Below are 16,183 nucleotides of genomic sequence, written 5' to 3' on the forward strand. Positions count from 1 at the left end.
ACGGCGCGTGCGGACGCGACGGAGCTCACGGGCGAGCGCATCGTCGATGCGATGCTCGAGCGACTGCGGACGACTCCGTATGAGCGGGTGCGCATCGACGACATCGCCTCTGACGCCGGAGTGACCGCTCAGACCGTCATCCGCCGCTTCGGGGGGAAGCCCACGCTCATGACGACGACGGTGGAGCGCGAACTGGGCCGTATCGCCGCCACCCGTGAGGCAGCGGCACGGTCGACACCGGGCGAGACGGTGCGCGCCCTGGTGGAGCACTACGAGCGGTACGGGCTCCTGATCCTCAAGACGTACGCCGAGGCGCCGCTCGTGCCGGGGCTGCCCGAGATCGTGGCGCGGGGTCGCGCATACCACGTCGACTGGTGCCGCCGGGCCTTCGCGGAGCACGTCGCTCCCGGGTCGGACGAGCCGACCCGGGAGCGACGCCTTGCTCAGATCGTTGCCGTGTGCGATGCGACCACCTGGCGCATCCTGCGCTTCGACGGCGGTCTCGACCCCGAGTCGACGGAGCAGGCGATCATCGAACTGCTGACGCCGCTGCTCCGTTGACCTCGGGTGATCGCCCGCCTAGACCGTGCTGCGACGGCGGGTGGTCGTGCGGTCGCGCGTGAGCAGCAGGCCGAGGGCGATCATGCCCACGCCGAGCACGAAGTGCAGCCAGTTGTCGGCGGTGTTCACCGGGACGAAGTTGGCCGGGTTGTCCCCCGCCACGAACATCCCGAAGATCCACAGCACGAGGTAGATCGCACCGCCCCATATCAGGAAATTGCGGGACGCCGCCGCGGTCCGTGCGACCGCGACGCCCGCGATGCCGAAGAGGAGGTGGACGATGTTGTGCAGGATCGACACCTGGAAGATGCCGAGCAGCTCCGCCTCGGACTCGTGGCCGGCGAAGGTGATGTCGCCCAGGTCGCTGGTGATGCCGGGCACGAAGCCCAGGACGCCCACGGCCAGGAAGGCGATGGCGACCACAGTGGCGAACCGGCGGGCCAGCGGGGCATCGACGGGACGGCCGCCGAGGTCGGCGACGCGGCCGCTCTCGGACGGGGCGGCGGCAGCAGGTCGGCGAGCAGCCATGGGATCTCCTCAAGGGTGGGACCTCCGTCTCACCACTGTGCGGAGCGTCAAACCGGTGGCTGCGCCGCCCGCGCCCACCACACGCTCTCCGGCCTCTCGGCTCAGGGGGCGGGGCGGAGGGGCTCGAGGACGAAGAACGTGGCCGGGATGCGCCGGCGACCCAGGGCGACGAAGGCGTGCCCCAGGAGGAGCGTGTGGTCGGCGTCGAGGGCGACGAGGTAGTCGCGCAGGCGGCCGGCCGGATCGAGGGCGGAGCGGGCGTGGGGGCCGTAGTCGAGCAGCAGGGCGTCCAGGTACCGGTTGTCGGTGGCCTCGGGGTCGACGGCGTCGACAGAGAAGAAGGCGAACGGCTTTGGCTCCGGGCCGTCGGCCGGGAGCCACCGGCCGGTGCGGGGGCCGCGCCGGACGCGCCGGTTGTAGCCGCCATCCCCGGTGAAGCCCTTGACGAAGCGATCGGCCCCCGCCAGCCGCAGCCCTCCGGCGGTGTTGACGCCACGGAGCTCCTGGCCCGCCAGCTTGGCCCGGTCGGGCGCCCGGCCGCGCCGCATCTCGGCCTGCAGGTCGCGGGCCGGAGACGTGGCCAGCTCCAGGAATCGGCGCGACGGCGGCGGCTCGTGGTGGGTCACCGGGCCCTCCCCAGGTCCTCGGCCAGGGCGGCCGCGCCGCGTCCGCTCAGGGCCATGATCGTCTCCATCGGGTTGGTGCCGACCGGCGACGGGAACAGGCTGGCGTCGAGCACGGAGAGGCCCACCGTGTCCCGCACGCGGCCGTCGGGGTCGCAGACGTGCCGCCCGGGGTCGCCGCCCATGGCCGCGGTCCCCATCAAGTGCACGGTCAGCAGGTCCAGGTCCCGGGGCCGGGGGTCGGGCAGGCCGCGCAGCTCGTCCATGCCCGTGACCACACGGTCCCCGGGGCCGAAGGGCAGGTGGACCCGCACGGCGCCCGCCGCGAACAGGGCCTCGGCCTGGAGTCGCACCGCCCGGGCGATCCGCGCCGCGTCGGCCGCGGTGACGTCATAGGTGGGGACAGGCCGGCCCCGCACCACCCGCACCCGGCCGCTGCTGCTGTCCTCCACCAGGACCCCGGCGGTGACCATCCTCGGGTAGTCCTCCATGGCCCGGCCCAGCGCGGCGCCGTCGAGGGCCAGCGATCGGGCCACCAGCGCCGGCGGCAGGTTGACCGCGGCCATGATCACCCCGTCGTCCTCGAACTCACGGACCTGGTACGCCTGGTGGACGCCCTTCCAGCCCTCGACCGGCTCGCTGAACACCGCCGTGACCTGGGCGCCCGGGTGGACCCAGAGCCCTCGGCCGATGCGGCCCGAGGGCGAGCGGACACCGGAGCGCACCAGCAGCGCCGGGGTGTGGATGGCCCCGCACGCCACCACCACCGCCGAGGCGTCGACGGTGAACGGCGCCGCTGGCCCGCCCCCCTCGGGCACCACCGTGCCCTCGACGCCCACGGCCCGCTTGCCCCGGAACCGGACCCGGTCGACCCGGCAGCCGGCGTACACCTCGGCCCCGAAGGCCATGGCCCGCGGCAGGTACGACACCAGCGTGGACTGCTTGGCCCCGGTCGGGCACCCGAACAGGCAGCGGTTGCACCCGGCGCAGTGCACCTGGGCGCGGCGGTTGTCGACCACCCGCCACCCCAGCCGCTGGGCCCCCTGGCGCAGCAGGTGCTGGTCGCGGCCGATCGAGGACGGGTCCTGGGGCGCCACCGAGAGGAGGCGCTCGACCCTGGCGAACCAGGGGTCCAGCGCCTCGGGGGTGAGGCCGGGCATCTCCTCGTCGCGCTGCCACCGGCGGAGCACCCGTTCCGGCGTCCGCCAGGCCATGGCCCCGTTGATCACCGTCGACCCCCCGACGCAGCGACCCTCGTTGTAGGTGATGGGTGGCCGACCCAGGGTCGTGGTGGCGCCGCCGTCCCGGTACAGCGCCCGCACCATGGCCATGTCGTCGCCGCTGAAGCTCTCCGTCGGCCGGTGGGGGCCCTCCTCCACGACGATCACCGACAGCCCGTCCTCGGCCAGCTCGGCGGCGGCCACCGCGCCACCGGCGCCGGAGCCGACGACGACCACGTCGCAGCCCCGCCGCTCCCCCACCAGGGCCCGTCCGTCGTGGATGGCGCCCATCAACCCTCCCGCGGCGGCCGGGGGGCGCGGGCCAGCACCACGGCCCGATGGTCCTCGATGGCGGTGGCCCAGCGAGCGGCCCGGGGGCCGGCGACCTCGGCGGTCCAGGCGTCGGGGTCGTAGCCGAGGCGGGCCTTGACCTCCGGTTGGTCGTAGTAGGCGAGGACCAGCACGTCTCGGACGGTGCGGCGCAGCGGTCCCCACCCCGACGGGCTGGCCCGGCGCGATCGCCGGCCCGGGGACGGCAGGCCGGCCAGGTCGATGGCGGCCAGCAGGGCCCCGCGGCTGGTGGGCGGCAGCGCCGCGGCCGTCACCTCCACCTGGTCCACGACCCGGTCGAGCACCTCGGGGCGGGCGACGTCCGGCGGGCAGGCCGTCACGGCCAGGCGGCGCAGGATGCCCCGGCGCCGGCCGGAGAGGACGTCCCGGCCCCGACCCATGACTGGCCCGGCCACGGCCCGCACCGTAGTGGCGCGGGGTGGGCCCGTGGGTGGTACGACCGGGGCGCAGAAAGTTCTTCGACACCGGTGTCGATCCGGCGCCGCGCCGTTCGACCTAGGGGTGAGAGGGTCCGGACGGCCCGCCACACAGGGAGATGAACCCATGAAGTACATGCTGATCATGCGGGCCACCGACGGGGCCTCCGCCGAGTTCCAGGACGTGGACTTCCAGGAGGTCGTGGACTCCATGGGCCGGTTCAACCACGAGCTGATCTCGGCCGGCGTCCTGGTCGCCGCCGAGGGCCTGGACGACGCGGCCCAGGGCGTCGTCGTCGACTACTCGTCGCAGCCCCCGGTGGTGACCGACGGGCCCTACGGTGAGACCAAGGAGCTGTTCGGCGGCTTCTGGATCCTCGACGTCGCATCCAAGGAGGAGGCGGTCGAGTGGGCCAAGCGGGCCCCCTTGGCCGGCCCCGGCCTGAAGACCGAGATCCGCCGGGTCGCCAGCATTGACGAGTTCCCGCAGGACAACGAGTGGGTCCAGAAGGAGCGGGCGTGGCGGGAGTCCACCGGCCAGCTGTGAGCGACGCCCGCCAGGCCGTGGCCACGGTGTGGCGGATCGAGTCGGCCCGCATCGTCGGGGCGCTGGCCCGCGACACCGGCGACTTCGCCCTGGCCGAGGACCTGGCCCAGGAGGCGCTGGCCGAGGCGCTGGTGAGCTGGCCCCGCGACGGCGTGCCCCGCCAGCCGGCCGGGTGGCTGATGACGGTGGGCCGCCGGCGGGCGATCGACGCCTTCCGGCGGCGCGCCGGGCGCGACGAGCGCTACGCCGCCCTCGCCCACGGCTTGGGCGAGGGCGGCACCGTGACGGGGGCAGCGGCCTCCCCCGACCCGGCGGCGGCGGGCGACCTCCTGTCCGACCCGGACCGGATCGACGACGACGTGCTGGCCCTGGTCTTCATCGCCTGCCACCCCCTGCTGGCCCCCGAGGCCCGGGTGGCGCTCACCCTGCGGGTCGTCGGGGGCCTGACCAGCGACGAGATCGCCCGGGCGTTCCTGGTGCCCACGGCGACGGTGCAGGCCCGGATCACCCGGGCCAAGAAGACGCTGTCGGCGGCCCGGGTCCCCTTCGAGGTGCCGCCGCCCGAGCAGCGTCAGGAGCGGTTGGGCTCCGTGCTCAGCGTGCTCTACGTCATCTTCACCGAGGGGTCGACGGCGACCTCCGGCGACGACCTGATCCGGCCCGACCTGGCCCACGAGGCGGTCCGGCTGGCCCGGGTCCTGGCCCGCCTGGTGCCCGACGAGCCGGAGGCGCAGGGCCTTCTGGCGCTGTTGGAGCTGACCGCGGCCCGGTTCCCGGCCCGCACCGGCCCCGACGGCGACCCGGTGTTGTTGGCCGACCAGGACCGGCGGCGGTGGGACCGGGCCGCCATCCGGCGGGGACGCGCCGCCCTGGCCCGGGCCGGGCAGGTGGGGCGGGGCCTGGGCGCCTACGGCCTCCAGGCCGCCATCGCCGAGGGCCACGCCGTGGCCGCCTCGGTCGAGGCCACCGACTGGGAGCGGATCGTCGTGCTCTACGAGGCCCTCGGGCGGCTGGCCCCCTCCCCCGTCGTCGAGCTGAACCGGGCGGTGGCGCTCTCGATGGCCCAGGGGCCGGCCGCCGCCCTCCGGGTCGTCGACGACCTGGTCGCCTCGGAGCAGCTCGCCCGTTCCCACCTGGTGCCGAGCGTGCGGGGCGAGCTGCTGGCCCGACTGGGCCGGGTCGAGGAGGCCAGGTCGGAGCTGGAGCGGGCCGTCGACCTCTGCGGCAACGCCCGTGAACGCGGCCTGCTCGACCGCAAGCGCCGCGACCTCGGCTGAGGCCAGTCGGCCCCTCTCGTCGTCCACCCGGGTAGCCCTCTTCGTTGGCCGGCGCCCGGCCACGAGGTGGGTGTCCACGGTCAGGGTGGGGCGGGGAAGGGCCCTGAAGGTGAGGGATCCCCCTTGGCATGGACGGGGGGGACGCGAAACTCGCCGGCCATGCACCCGACGGTCGAGCGAGCGGTCGAGCGGTACCTGGCCCAGGTAGACCGTCTGTTGCCGGGGCTGGTCACTGGCTTCTACGTGGTTGGTTCGACGGCGTACGACGCCTACCGGGACGGACGCAGCGACATCGATTTCGTGGCCGTGGTGGACGACGACCTCACCCCGGCCCAGCTGCGCCGCCTGCGCATCCAGCACCAGCAGAGCGGGATGCACACGGCGCTGTCGGCGTTAGGCCGGCGCCGGTCCCCGACCACGGGCACGTGCAACGGCGTCTTCATCCGATCCACCGACCTGTCTCAGCCCGTGAGCGCGATCACACCGGTGGCTCACCACGTCGGCGTGTCCTTCGGCACGGGCCCGGCGGGGTCCGACGTCAGCCCCGTGGCCTGGAAGACCCTCGCCGAACGGGGCATACCCGTGCGCGGGCCCGACCCGTCCACCCTGGGGTTGGACCCCCAGCTCGAGCTGCTGCGCTCCTGGAACCACGGCAACCTGGAGAGCTACTGGCGGCCGTGGGCCGGGCGGGTCCACCGTTCTCCCCGCCGGTGGTTCACCGGCCGGCCGCGTTACTGGACGGCCTGGGGAACGCTGGGCCCGCCCCGCCTCCACTGCACCATGGCGACCGGTGAGGTCGTGTCGAAGGAGGCCGCCGGCGAGTACGCCCTCGACGTCTTCCCGTCGAGGTGGCACCCCCTCATCATCGACGCCCTGGCCTACGTCCGGTCCCAACCCGACCAACTGCGGTGGTCACCGGCCCAGCGGGGCCGGCGAACGGCGGATTTCGTGGACGAGGTCATCGCTTCGGGGACCGACCTGCCCTGAGCCGGGCCGGGCGCGAAGTCTGGGCGGCCGTCATCTCGCAAAGGTCCGCGGGTTTCGGCCCGGGCGGAGGCCGAGTACGGCGTCAGCACCACGGGCCTCTAGCGACCTTCATCAGGACGTCGGTATCTCGGTGTCCGACCGCCAAGGGTGAGCCGCCCGGGTCGGCCCGGACAGACCGGGCCGCTCAGCACCCCTGCTACGGGACCAGGCAGGCGGTGCGTAGCTCTTCGTAGACGGGGAGGTTGCGCTCGACCAGGGCTGCGATCCGGGCGTCCTGGGGTGCCGGGGGGCTGCCGTCCGGGGGCGCCAGGAAGCCGCTGCTGCGGGAGGTGGCGCCGTACCAGTCGCGCCAGCGTTCCCATTCGGGCCGCATGCCCGACTCCCAGGTGAGTGCGTCGGGGGCGGCGGCAAGGCCCATGGTGTCGCACCAGGCCCCCACCACCGCCTCGGGCTCTCGGCACAGGTCGTGGCTGTCGATCACCAGCGGCTCGGTGCCGGCCGCCCGCAGCGTCTCGACGGCCCTGGACAGGGCCGTGAAGCCGGCCTCCTCGTCGGTCATGTCGGGCCAGATGCGCGCCATCGAGGGGATCGACCAGCGGGGGTCGCGGATCAGGAACGTGCTGTTCCATGCGCCCAGGAGGGCGTCGAGCGCGGGGCCCGGGTGGTAGGCCATGTCCTTGACGAAGACCGGCCCCGACGCGGCCAGCGCCTCGACCTCGGCGATGATGGCCGGCACGGTGGCGTCGGGCTCGGTCTCGGGGAACCGAGGGCTGCGGCGGTCGGGCCCGTGGTAGTAGACGGCGGAGAACGGCTCGTCGAGCACGGCGTGGTCGCCCCGCTCGATCATCATGCGCTCGAAGGCGGTGGACGCGCTGCGGGGCACCGCCCACAGGGCGCGCACCGGGTGGCGGTCCTCGGGTTCCGTCGGCCCCTGACCCATCGAGGTGGACTCTAGGCCGTCGCCGCTGGCGGGCGGGCGAGGCGGAGGCGGCGTCAGGTCAGGGACCGGCCGACGAAGGCGAGGGCGGCGGGCGTGATCCGGTCCCAGTAGCCGCGGGTGTGGTCGCCGGGGGTCCAGTCGGCCACCGCCGGCGCGGGGTCGAGGGCGCCGGCGAAGCGCTGGACCCGATCGAGCAGCGGATCGGCCGTGCCGCACCACAGCCCGATGTCGGTTCCCGCCAGGCGATCCCTGGCTCCCCAGACATCACGGGGGCGTCCGTCGTCGGTCGCCGCGGTGCCGTCGGGACCGTCGGGGACGGCGGGGCTGAAGGCGGCGACGGCGGCCAGCGAGCGGGTGGCGTCAGCCAGGTCGCTGTGTCGTCGCTCTTGGCACCGACCGCTTGAGCCACCCTCGTCGGCGCATCTCGCCAGAGGACGACGGGTCGAGGCCTGGGCCTGGGTCCGCGCCGGGCGGTCACGCCAGCAGCGACCGGTAGTAGGCGTAGGCGTCGCCGACGGTGAACACCTCGGGGGGGTTCGGCGGGAGCACGTCCACCTCGGCCATCTCCTCCACGAAGACGATCACCTGGAAGAACTGGATGGAGTCGAGGCCCCAATCGGCGAACAGGTCGTCGCCGACGCTCACCACCCCGGGTGGGTCGACCTCCAGCATCTCGGCCAGCTCCCGCCCGAACCCCTCGATCGTTTCGTGCGCCACCTCAGCTCCTTCCTGCGGGATGATCGGCGGTCGCCTCCGCGACGTCTCGGTACCATGCCGGCGGTGACATCCAGCGGGTCCGACGAGAGGGACACGACGACCACCTCCTCGGCGGTGGAGGTGTCCGCACCCTGGCTCCGCTCAGTGTGGGCCGGGGCGACCGGGGACGATCCGGGGCCCCTGGAGCCGGCCGACGAGCTGGCAGCCCTCGGCCTGTGGGGCGTCGACCGCGTGGTCGTGGTGGGCGCCGTCGAGACGGCCCTCGGCATCGAGCTCCCCGCCGACCTGGTCGCCGAGCTGCGTTCCGTGGGCGATCTCCTGCACTACGCCGGGACGCTGCGCGACCACCAGGCCTCTCCCCCACCCCCGGTCGAGGTCGCCCGGGAGCGCTGACGGGCAGGGGATCAACCAACGCGGCCCTCCCACGCCGTCTCGACTCCCGCCACGTCGCCTCTCCTGACCTCGTAGATGTCGACGTCGGCGAAGCGGGTGGCGTCTCGGCGGAGGTGGGCGGGGCGCCGGCCCACGCGGTGGACCGGGACGGACACGAGCGCCCCGCCCTCCGCGCCGTCGGATGCCACCTCGAAGGTGAGCTTGCGCACCGGGAAGCTCCGGAGGGCCAGGGCCACGAAGGCGGCGATGCCGTCCCCCGCCGCGGGGGAGGTGGGGTCGGCGAGCCATGACAGCGTGGCGTGGAGGTTGAAGAGGTCGAGGTCGTGCAGCGTGCACAGCGCGATGTCGCGCCCCCCGGCCACGACCACCTTCTGGATGGGGGCGTCGGCCCAGATGAGGCCGGCCCGGGCGGCCGGGCCGGGGGTGAGCCCGGGCGGCGGCCACCGGGTGGTCCCCACCCACTGGTCGAGCCAGCCCTGGAGGGCCCACACCTCGGCTTCGCCGCAGTCGCGCAGGCCGACGTCGTTCACGACGTGCCGCCGGCCCCGGCACGAGCGTTGCCGGTGACCTGCAGGGCGAGGTCCCGGTCCCAGTCGCGGGCGAACAGGGAGAAGAAGGCGACGTCCTCGACGCCGTGCTCGGTCACGGCGTGGGCGGCCAGGTGGCCCTCGTCCTCCAACCACCGGTGGGAGGAGCCCACGAAGCGGTCCACGCCGTGAGCCGGCACCTCGAGGGTCAGCTTGCGGTAGCCGTGACCGGCGATCAGGAGGTTGAGGAAGAGGACCAGCCCCTCCAATGGCCATCCGGCGCGCCACAGCTCCTCGCCGACGGCGATGCCGACGGCGACGGTGCCGGACCGCAGGTCCTCGTCGAGCCCCTGCACCAGGCCGACCGTCCGGTCGTCACCGCGGGCGACGAGGGCGTACTGGACCCGGGACGCCCCCCAGAGCTGCTCCTCCAGCTCATCGAGCGAGGGCAGGGCGCCCCGGAGGGGCCAGGCCCGCGGGTCTCCGGCGCCGAGCAGGGCGTGCAGCTCGGCCAGGCGCCGCCGGTCGAGGGGGCGCAGGGCGACGCGCCGACCGGCCAGCGGCTGCCCGAAGGCCAGCTCGGCTCCCGTCACGGCGACGCCTCCGGCGCCCACAGCTCGTGGACGAGCAGGTCGGACAGGACGCCGTCGTCGGTCCACTCCTGTTCCCGGAGCCGCAACGAGGGCGTGGCGCCGGGCAGGAGGGCGGCCACGTCCGCGTGCCCGTCGAGGGTGGCGAGGATCAGGCGGCGCAGCCCGCCGCTGGCGAAGACGTCGGCGGTGAACCGGGCCAGCGTGTCGCGCACGAGGGTGAGGTCGCCGGGGGCGGTGATCAGCTCCAGGTCGGCCGAGTGCGTCGGCTCGTGCACCTTCACGACCTGGAACAGGGCCAGGCCCGGCCTCCCGGGTGGGGCCGCCACGGCCTGGGTCGCCACCTGGTCGCGGAGCAGGCTCTCGACCAGGCCCGGTGACGGCGACAGGCCCCGGAGCGACCACCGCTGGGAACGGTGGCCGTTCGCCAGGGCGGCCACCATCCAGGGCCTGTCGTCGTCGGTGGGGGCGCGCAGGCCCAGGATGCTCATGGGTGTGGTCGCTCGTCGTCGGTCGGGTCGGGCATCCGGCGGGCTGGGGCGGCCGGGACCGCCGCCCGTCGAGGGCGGGCGGCGACCGGCGGGACCCGGGCCAGCTCTGTCAGTACCGCAGGTGGAACGCTTCGGGGGACGCTTGCGATTCGATCCGGAACTTGGTCCCGCTGGTGATGGCGCTCCCCGACATGTTCAAGTAGAACGCCTCGCAGACGGCGTGGGTCGGGCTGGTGAAGGTCACGCCTCCCTCCCCGATGTAGCGGAGGCGAGCCGACGCGCACGAGTCTTGGGTGGCGGCGTAGATGTAGTAGCACCCGGTGTAGGTGGACTTGAGCTGGGCCGCGGTCTCGGCGTACCAGTTCTGGCCGTCGTAGAAGTAGTCGGAGGTGACGGTGGCCTGGTACGCGCAGTCGTACTCGTCGGCGCCGGCCGGCGCCGGCGCGGTGAGGACCACCGCCGTCGAGGCGAGGGCCGCCGCCGCAGCGGCGACCCCGGCCAGCTTGGCCTTGGTCCCGGTCTTGCGGTCTGCGATCGCGGTGCTCATGGTGTCTCCTTGGTGTGGGGGGTGGGGGTGCAGAAGGGGTGTGAGGGCGCCGTGGGGTGCGGCTCAGCCCGGTTGGCGGCCGACGGCGGCCACGGTGACGGTGTCGTGGTCCCAGGCGACAGAGGGCCGGTAGCACCCGGCGCCCTCGTCGGTGACGTCGATCGTCGCCCCGGCGAGGAGGCCGTCGAGGTGGTCCTCGGCCCACGAACGGGCCGCCTCGAGGGTGGGGCACCCGTCGTCGGCGGGCACGGCCAGGATGCCCACCTCGGCGGCGCGGGCCTCGTTGAGGCGCACCAGGCCGTCGACGTCGAGGGGGCGGACCCCGGCGCCGAGCTCGGCGCAGGCCGGGCCGTCCAGGATCACCGACGGGCGGGGGAAGGCGTCGCCGCCGGGCCGGCAGAGCTCGGCGTCGTCCAGCCCGAGGTCGGTCCCCTGCGTCGCCTGGTCGAGACAGGCCTGGGCGAGGTGCCGGGCCGTCATGGCCTCCCCGAAGGCCGGTTCGAGGGCGTACGTGCCGATCACGACCGACCCGCGGGTGACGGGACCGGCCTCGGACAAGGGGGCGGCGTGCTCGGGCACCAGGCAGCGCACCAGCTCGGCGTCGAGGGAGGAGCGTCCCCCCTCGGCGAAGATCACCTCGTCGCCGAGGGCCTCGGTGACGGCGGCGGCGTCGGCCGCCCCGGGGCGGGGCAGAGAGAGACCCGGCCGGGACAACCGGTCGACGGCCCCGACCGGGGTCGAGGCGTCGTCGTCGGCGCGCACCCAGGTGAACGCACCAGCGGCGAGGACGGCGGCCACGACAGCCAAGCCGAGGGTCCCTGATCTCCCCATCGACCCTCTCCTCGCCTCGCGCCGCGGCCCGCCTCGCAACCCCGCCTGGGGCCCAAGTCAGCGACGGTAACGATGCGCACTCAACCTGTCAATCACCTACCAATCCCAATGGTTGGAGGGCTCCCAGGAGATCACATCGACCATGAGAAGTGGCGCCCCTCATACAACCGCGAGGAGTGCCAGTCGGACGATCTGGGGGGAGCCGCGACGTCGTGTGTGTGACACCGTGGTCGGTGGGACGATCGCTGCGATGGCCTGCCGACGAGGAATCGCGGGCCTCGCGACCTGGTTGCTCGTGGCCGCCGTCGGGACCACGACCGGTCTGCAACCATCCAAGTGGAACTACGCCGCCGACTCGTTCACAGCCGCATGACCCACACACGGCTCCCTTCCGCGGGCCGACAACTAGGTTGCGGCGGTGCGCGCCCGTTCCCCGGTCACCCGTGTCGAGGCCGGCCACCTCGTCGTGCGGACCGAGCTCGAGGCGGCCGACGGCACCCCGCTGGCGCCCCTCGAGGTGCGGGTGCCCATCGCCCAGGCCGACCTGCTCGACCCGACCGCGACCCCCGGCGTTGCCCCGCTGGTGATGCTGGCCGCAGTGCGGGGCGAGGATCTCCACGTCGAGGGCCCGGTCGATGCCCGGATGGCGACCGGCGCGCCCCAGATCATGGCCGCGCTGGCCGACTGGTGGGACCTCCCACCCCTCGCCGTGCGGGTCGACGACGTCTACGACACCCCGGCCGACGGCGACGCGGTCGGCCTCTTCTTCACCCGGGGCGTCGACTCGTGGTCGACCCTGCTCGACCTGCTGGACGAGCCGCCCGGCGACCGGGTGACGCACCTCGTGTCGGTGCGCCAGGCCTCGCCGATCACACAAGCCGTCCAGGCCGAGATCGTCGCTGGCCACCGCCTCGTCGCCGCCGAGCTGGGGCTGGAGGTGGTCGAGGTGGAGTCCTCGGCTCAGGCCCTGCTCAGCACCCACCGCCGCGGGATCGACACCGCGGCGCCGGCCCTCACCGGTGCCGGCCTCCAGGTCGCCGGGCGGATGCACCGCCTGATGCTGACCGCCGGTCACCCGGGCCACGTCCACACGAGCACCGGGGTCGACTCGGCCCTGATCGGCCCGCTGCGAACCGGCCGGACCGAGGTCGTCGCCGGCAACCCGGAGAGGACCCGAGGCCAGCGCGTCGCCCACCTGCTCGACTCGCCGCTGGCCCGGCGGTCGCTCCAGGTGTGCGGGACCGAGGGCACGGCGGGAAGCTGCGGGCGCTGCGGCCCGTGCCTGATCACCATGGCCGAGCTGGCCATCGCCGGTGACCCCGACCCCGCCGCGGGGTTTGCCGCCCCCATCGATCCCGAACACGTCCGCCAGATGGCCCTCGGTCCCGAGATGGGGCCGTTCATGGCCCCGATCATCGAGGGCCTGCCCCCCGCCTACGAGGAGCTGCGCCGGGCCTGGTCCGACGCCTGGGATCGGGCCAACGACGTGGCCCCCCGGCCCCGCTGGGGCGAGGGTGCCCCGCCCACCCTCGCCGGGGCCTCGTTGCCCCAGCGGGTCGCCGTCGCCCTGCGGGCCACCACCGGCCAGCCCGTCGCCCCGGCGCCGGCACCGCTCGGGTGGCGTGAGGGGGCCGTCGCCCTGCGTCCCGCGCTCGACCTCCACGACGAGATCCGGGCCCTGGCCGACGCCGCCCCCGGCCGGCCCCACGCGTGGGCGGTCGTCGAGCACCACATCCGCGACGGCGCCCGCGACGGCCACCAGGCCGACCTGGCCCTCGCCCTGGCCGGCCACCACGGTCCCGGCCCCACCTACCTGCCCGGGATCCTGTGGGCTCATCTCGACCCGCCGGTGCTCGATGCCGTCGCCGTGCGGACGTTGCTACGCACGGCCCGGACCCGGCTGTGGTGGCGGGCCGAGGGTGACCTCGAGCCGCTGCGGGTCCTCGAGGCGATCGAGCAGGGCTGCCTGCCGCTGCAGGTGATGCCCGCCGCCGCCGCCCTGGACCTGGCCCGTGACCTGCCGCCAGCCCTCGTGCCGCTCGTGGTGTCCGACGAGGCCCTGGCCGGCCTCGACCTGAACCCCGCCGCCGTCGCCAGCCGCCTGGGCCCCGTCGTCGACCACCTCCTGTCGGGCTCGGCCGAGCACGATCTCCTCACCGGTGCCCACGCATGATCCGGGCCGGCCGATGACCGACGAGCCGCCGACCCCCGAGCCGACCCCCGAGCCGGCGGCCGGCGGCGTCGAGCGGGCCCGGGGCTTCGTGGCCCGGGCCCGGCGGGCACCCGGCGCGGTCGACGACCTGGCCCGGTCCGTCGAGGCCATCGGCTCCCAGCTGGCCGAGGTGCGCACCGCCCTGGCCCGGGTCGAGCAGCTCGGCTGGGACGGCCGCCTCGACACCCGCGGCGGCGTCGAGGCCGTGGGCGGCGAGTTGCACCGGCTGCGCGACCACGTCGATGCCGTGGGCCAGCAGGTCGCCGCCCTCGACGGCACCGTCGTCGCCCACGCCGCGGCCGTCCGCCGCACGGTTCAGGCGCCGGCACGCGCCGCCGCGGCCGCCGCCCTCCGCGAGCGGCTGGGCCCCGCCCCCGATCTCCGGCCCGGCCTGTCGGTCTTCACCCTGTGCTGGAACCACGGGGCGCTGCTGGCGACCTCGGTGCGCAGTGCCCAATCCGTCCTCGACCTCCTGCCGCCCGAGGAGCAGGGCGAGATCCTCGTCCTCGACGACGCCTCCACCGACGCCACCCCCGCCGTCGCCGCCGCCCTGACCGCCGAGGACCCCCGCATCCGGGTGATCCGGGCCGACGAGAACCTGGGCCTGGGCCACGCCCGCAACACCCTCCTGCACGCCGCCCGCACCCGCCACGCCCTCCAGCTCGACGCCGACGACGTCGCCGTCGCCGCCGGTGTGATCGATCTCTACCGCATGGCCGTCCGCACCGGCGCCAGCGTCACGTTCGGCACCATCGTCCAGACCGACGCCGACGGCGCCGCCCTCGGCACGGTGTCGAACGAGCCGCCCACCGCCGCCTTCTTCCGCTCCAACTACATCGGCACCATCGCCGTCAGCGACGTGGCCGCCTACCGGGAGATGGGCGGATGGCCCACCGACCCGCTGCTCGAGCACGTCGACGACTGGTCGTCGTTGCACCAGGTCATCACCGAGGGCCGGCTGGTGGCCTTCGTGCCCACCCTCGCCGCCGTGTACCGGGAGTGGCCGACCGGCTTCCACCACACCGTGCCCGACCCCCGCCTGGGCCAGGAGCGCATCGCCCGTGCCTTCGACCCCGTCGGCCGCCACCGCGGCGACGACGCCCTCGCGGGCGTGGCCGCGGTTGCCATCCACCCCTCCACCGGCCCGCTGTGGGCCACGCCCGAGGCCATCGCCCTCGACCCGACCCTCGCCCCGACCCCGCCCCCGCCGGTGCGGGTCCCGTCGCCCACCGCCCGCATCCTGCTCGTGGGCCCGGGCGGAGTGGCCAACCTGGGCGACGACGCCATCACCGTGCGCGCCGTCCACCGGGCCCGGGCCGCGTTCGGACCCGACGTCGCCCTCGACGTGATCACCGATGGCCCGCCCGTCCAGGCGTTCGGCGGCCGGGCCCGCTGGCTCCTGCCCCTGAACATGGCGATCCACGGTCTCACCGCCGACCAGCTCGGGGCCCTGCCGCCCGTCCTCGAGCACGCGCCCGAACGGGCCGGGGCCGACCAGGCCCGGTGGCGGCCGTTCGACCCCGCCGCCTACGACGCCGCCGTGTTCCTCGGCTGCGGGCTGTCGTCACGCTGGGCCGAGGGCACGATCGTCCCCCGGGCCCTCCTGGCGGCCGCCCTCCGCACTGCGAGGGTCCCCGTGGCCTACTCCGGCCAGGGGTATGTGATCGACGACGACGGTCGCGACCTGATGGCCGCCTTCCTGGGCGGCGCCGTCGCCCTCGGCTGCCGCGACGACGCATCGGCCGCCTTCGCCTCCAGCCTCCCCGGCGTCGACCCCCACGTCGTCACCGTCACCGGCGACGACGCACTGGGGCTGGCTCCGGCCGCCGACGCGCCGGCGCTCGCCGCCCTCGACCGGCCGACCCTGGCCGTCACGGTCCGCCGGGCCGACTACGTCGGTGCGCCCGAGGGCGACCCGGTCCGCCGGTGGGCCCTGGCCGCCGACGCGCTGGCCGCGGCACGGGGTTGGGATGTGCTCGGCGTGGCCCTCAACGCGCAGCCGCCCGAGCCCGAGATCGTCACCCTCGCCACCCTCCGGACCATGGTCCCGCTCCGGGCCCGCTGGCGCCTGGTGGAGTGCGGCTCGAACCCGGCCCGCCTGGTCGCCGCCGTGTCCGGCGCCGTCGCCGTGGCCACGCAGTCGTACCACGCCGCCCTGTTCGGGCTGGGCGCCGGGGTGCCGTCGGTGCTCGGGGCGGCCTCCGCCTACTACGAGGCCAAGGCGGTCGGTCTCGCCGGCCTGGCCGGGCTGCCGGAGGCGTTCGCCGTCACCGACCCCGACGACCTGCCCGGTGCCCTCGACGCCGTCACCGGCACCATGGCCGCTCGCCCCGCCCCCCTGGCCGAGGCGTCCCGGGCCGCCGACGCCTGGTGGTCGGCCCTCCCCGCCGCCCTGGGCGTGACGGTACGAGCAGCGGTGTGACCC

The 16,183-nt window shown here is 74.9% G+C and carries 18 protein-coding genes; 7 read left to right on the forward strand and 11 right to left on the reverse strand.

Features of this window, described 5'->3' with window-relative positions; translation table 11 throughout:
- The coding region (locus VEW93_02340) for a TetR/AcrR family transcriptional regulator (protein ID HYI60625.1) at window positions 1-561 on the forward strand (561 nt) is incomplete at its 5' end.
- Window positions 562-579: 18 nt separating this feature from the next.
- Here VEW93_02340 and VEW93_02345 read toward each other — a convergent pair.
- From VEW93_02345 to VEW93_02360, 4 genes are all read right to left on the reverse strand, one after another.
- On the reverse strand, window positions 580-1,089 hold the full coding sequence (locus tag VEW93_02345; protein HYI60626.1) for a DUF4383 domain-containing protein: 510 nt from the start codon (window positions 1,087-1,089) through the stop codon (window positions 580-582).
- A 101-nt stretch (window positions 1,090-1,190) separates the two neighbouring features.
- Complete coding sequence (locus tag VEW93_02350) at window positions 1,191-1,715, reverse strand: hypothetical protein (GenBank protein HYI60627.1); 525 nt, start codon at window positions 1,713-1,715, stop codon at window positions 1,191-1,193.
- Window positions 1,712-3,223, reverse strand: a complete 1,512-nt coding sequence (locus tag VEW93_02355) for a GMC family oxidoreductase (protein ID HYI60628.1) — start codon at window positions 3,221-3,223, stop codon at window positions 1,712-1,714. The genes VEW93_02350 and VEW93_02355 overlap by 4 nt, the downstream gene beginning before the upstream one ends.
- A complete protein-coding gene (locus tag VEW93_02360; protein HYI60629.1) occupies window positions 3,223-3,678 on the reverse strand; it encodes a hypothetical protein in 456 nt (151 codons plus the stop codon). Before VEW93_02360 ends, VEW93_02355 begins: the two co-directional genes overlap by 1 nt.
- 148 nt (window positions 3,679-3,826) lie before the next feature.
- Here VEW93_02360 and VEW93_02365 point away from each other — a divergent pair, with 148 nt between their 5' ends.
- From VEW93_02365 to VEW93_02375, 3 genes are all read left to right on the forward strand, one after another.
- Complete coding sequence (locus VEW93_02365; GenBank protein ID HYI60630.1) at window positions 3,827-4,246, forward strand: YciI family protein; 420 nt, start codon at window positions 3,827-3,829, stop codon at window positions 4,244-4,246.
- Complete coding sequence (locus tag VEW93_02370) at window positions 4,243-5,523, forward strand: DUF6596 domain-containing protein (protein ID HYI60631.1); 1,281 nt, start codon at window positions 4,243-4,245, stop codon at window positions 5,521-5,523. Before VEW93_02365 ends, VEW93_02370 begins: the two co-directional genes overlap by 4 nt.
- Window positions 5,524-5,682: 159 nt before the next feature.
- The gene (locus VEW93_02375) at window positions 5,683-6,510 is read left to right on the forward strand and encodes an aminoglycoside adenylyltransferase domain-containing protein (protein ID HYI60632.1); all 828 of its coding nucleotides are present in this window, start codon (window positions 5,683-5,685) and stop codon (window positions 6,508-6,510) included.
- Between the two features lie 196 nt (window positions 6,511-6,706).
- Here the strand turns inward: VEW93_02375 and VEW93_02380 are convergent, their stop codons facing one another.
- Both VEW93_02380 and VEW93_02385 read right to left on the reverse strand, forming a co-directional pair.
- Window positions 6,707-7,450, reverse strand: a complete 744-nt coding sequence (locus VEW93_02380; GenBank protein ID HYI60633.1) for a hypothetical protein — start codon at window positions 7,448-7,450, stop codon at window positions 6,707-6,709.
- A gap of 474 nt (window positions 7,451-7,924) precedes the next feature.
- Complete coding sequence (locus tag VEW93_02385) at window positions 7,925-8,167, reverse strand: phosphopantetheine-binding protein (protein ID HYI60634.1); 243 nt, start codon at window positions 8,165-8,167, stop codon at window positions 7,925-7,927.
- Between the two features lie 63 nt (window positions 8,168-8,230).
- On the opposite strand from VEW93_02385, the gene VEW93_02390 reads away from it, so the two are divergent.
- Entirely contained in the window at window positions 8,231-8,560 is a 330-nt protein-coding gene (locus tag VEW93_02390; GenBank protein ID HYI60635.1) for a phosphopantetheine-binding protein, read from the forward strand.
- Window positions 8,561-8,571: 11 nt separating this feature from the next.
- Here VEW93_02390 and VEW93_02395 read toward each other — a convergent pair whose 3' ends face one another.
- The 5 genes from VEW93_02395 to VEW93_02415 form a co-directional block, all read right to left on the reverse strand.
- Window positions 8,572-9,090, reverse strand: coding sequence for a hypothetical protein (locus VEW93_02395; protein HYI60636.1), 519 nt, complete (start codon window positions 9,088-9,090; stop codon window positions 8,572-8,574).
- A complete protein-coding gene (locus VEW93_02400) occupies window positions 9,087-9,680 on the reverse strand; it encodes a hypothetical protein (protein ID HYI60637.1) in 594 nt (197 codons plus the stop codon). The genes VEW93_02395 and VEW93_02400 overlap by 4 nt, the downstream gene beginning before the upstream one ends.
- Window positions 9,677-10,168: a hypothetical protein gene (locus VEW93_02405; GenBank protein ID HYI60638.1), complete on the reverse strand. Its 492-nt coding sequence runs from the start codon at window positions 10,166-10,168 to the stop codon at window positions 9,677-9,679. The genes VEW93_02400 and VEW93_02405 overlap by 4 nt, the downstream gene beginning before the upstream one ends.
- Before the next feature lie 109 nt (window positions 10,169-10,277).
- A complete protein-coding gene (locus VEW93_02410; protein ID HYI60639.1) occupies window positions 10,278-10,715 on the reverse strand; it encodes a hypothetical protein in 438 nt (145 codons plus the stop codon).
- A gap of 63 nt (window positions 10,716-10,778) precedes the next feature.
- On the reverse strand, window positions 10,779-11,513 hold the full coding sequence (locus VEW93_02415) for a hypothetical protein (GenBank protein HYI60640.1): 735 nt from the start codon (window positions 11,511-11,513) through the stop codon (window positions 10,779-10,781).
- 451 nt (window positions 11,514-11,964) lie between these two features.
- Between VEW93_02415 and VEW93_02420 the strand changes: the two genes are divergently transcribed.
- Together VEW93_02420 and VEW93_02425 are read left to right on the forward strand one after the other, a co-directional pair.
- Complete coding sequence (locus VEW93_02420; protein ID HYI60641.1) at window positions 11,965-13,719, forward strand: hypothetical protein; 1,755 nt, start codon at window positions 11,965-11,967, stop codon at window positions 13,717-13,719.
- 13 nt (window positions 13,720-13,732) lie between these two features.
- Entirely contained in the window at window positions 13,733-16,180 is a 2,448-nt protein-coding gene (locus VEW93_02425; protein ID HYI60642.1) for a glycosyltransferase family 2 protein, read from the forward strand.
- The last annotated feature ends 3 nt before the right edge of the window (window positions 16,181-16,183 follow it).

It is taken from the genome of Acidimicrobiales bacterium (genome assembly GCA_035630295.1).
Classification (GTDB): Bacteria; Actinomycetota; Acidimicrobiia; order Acidimicrobiales; family Iamiaceae; genus Iamia.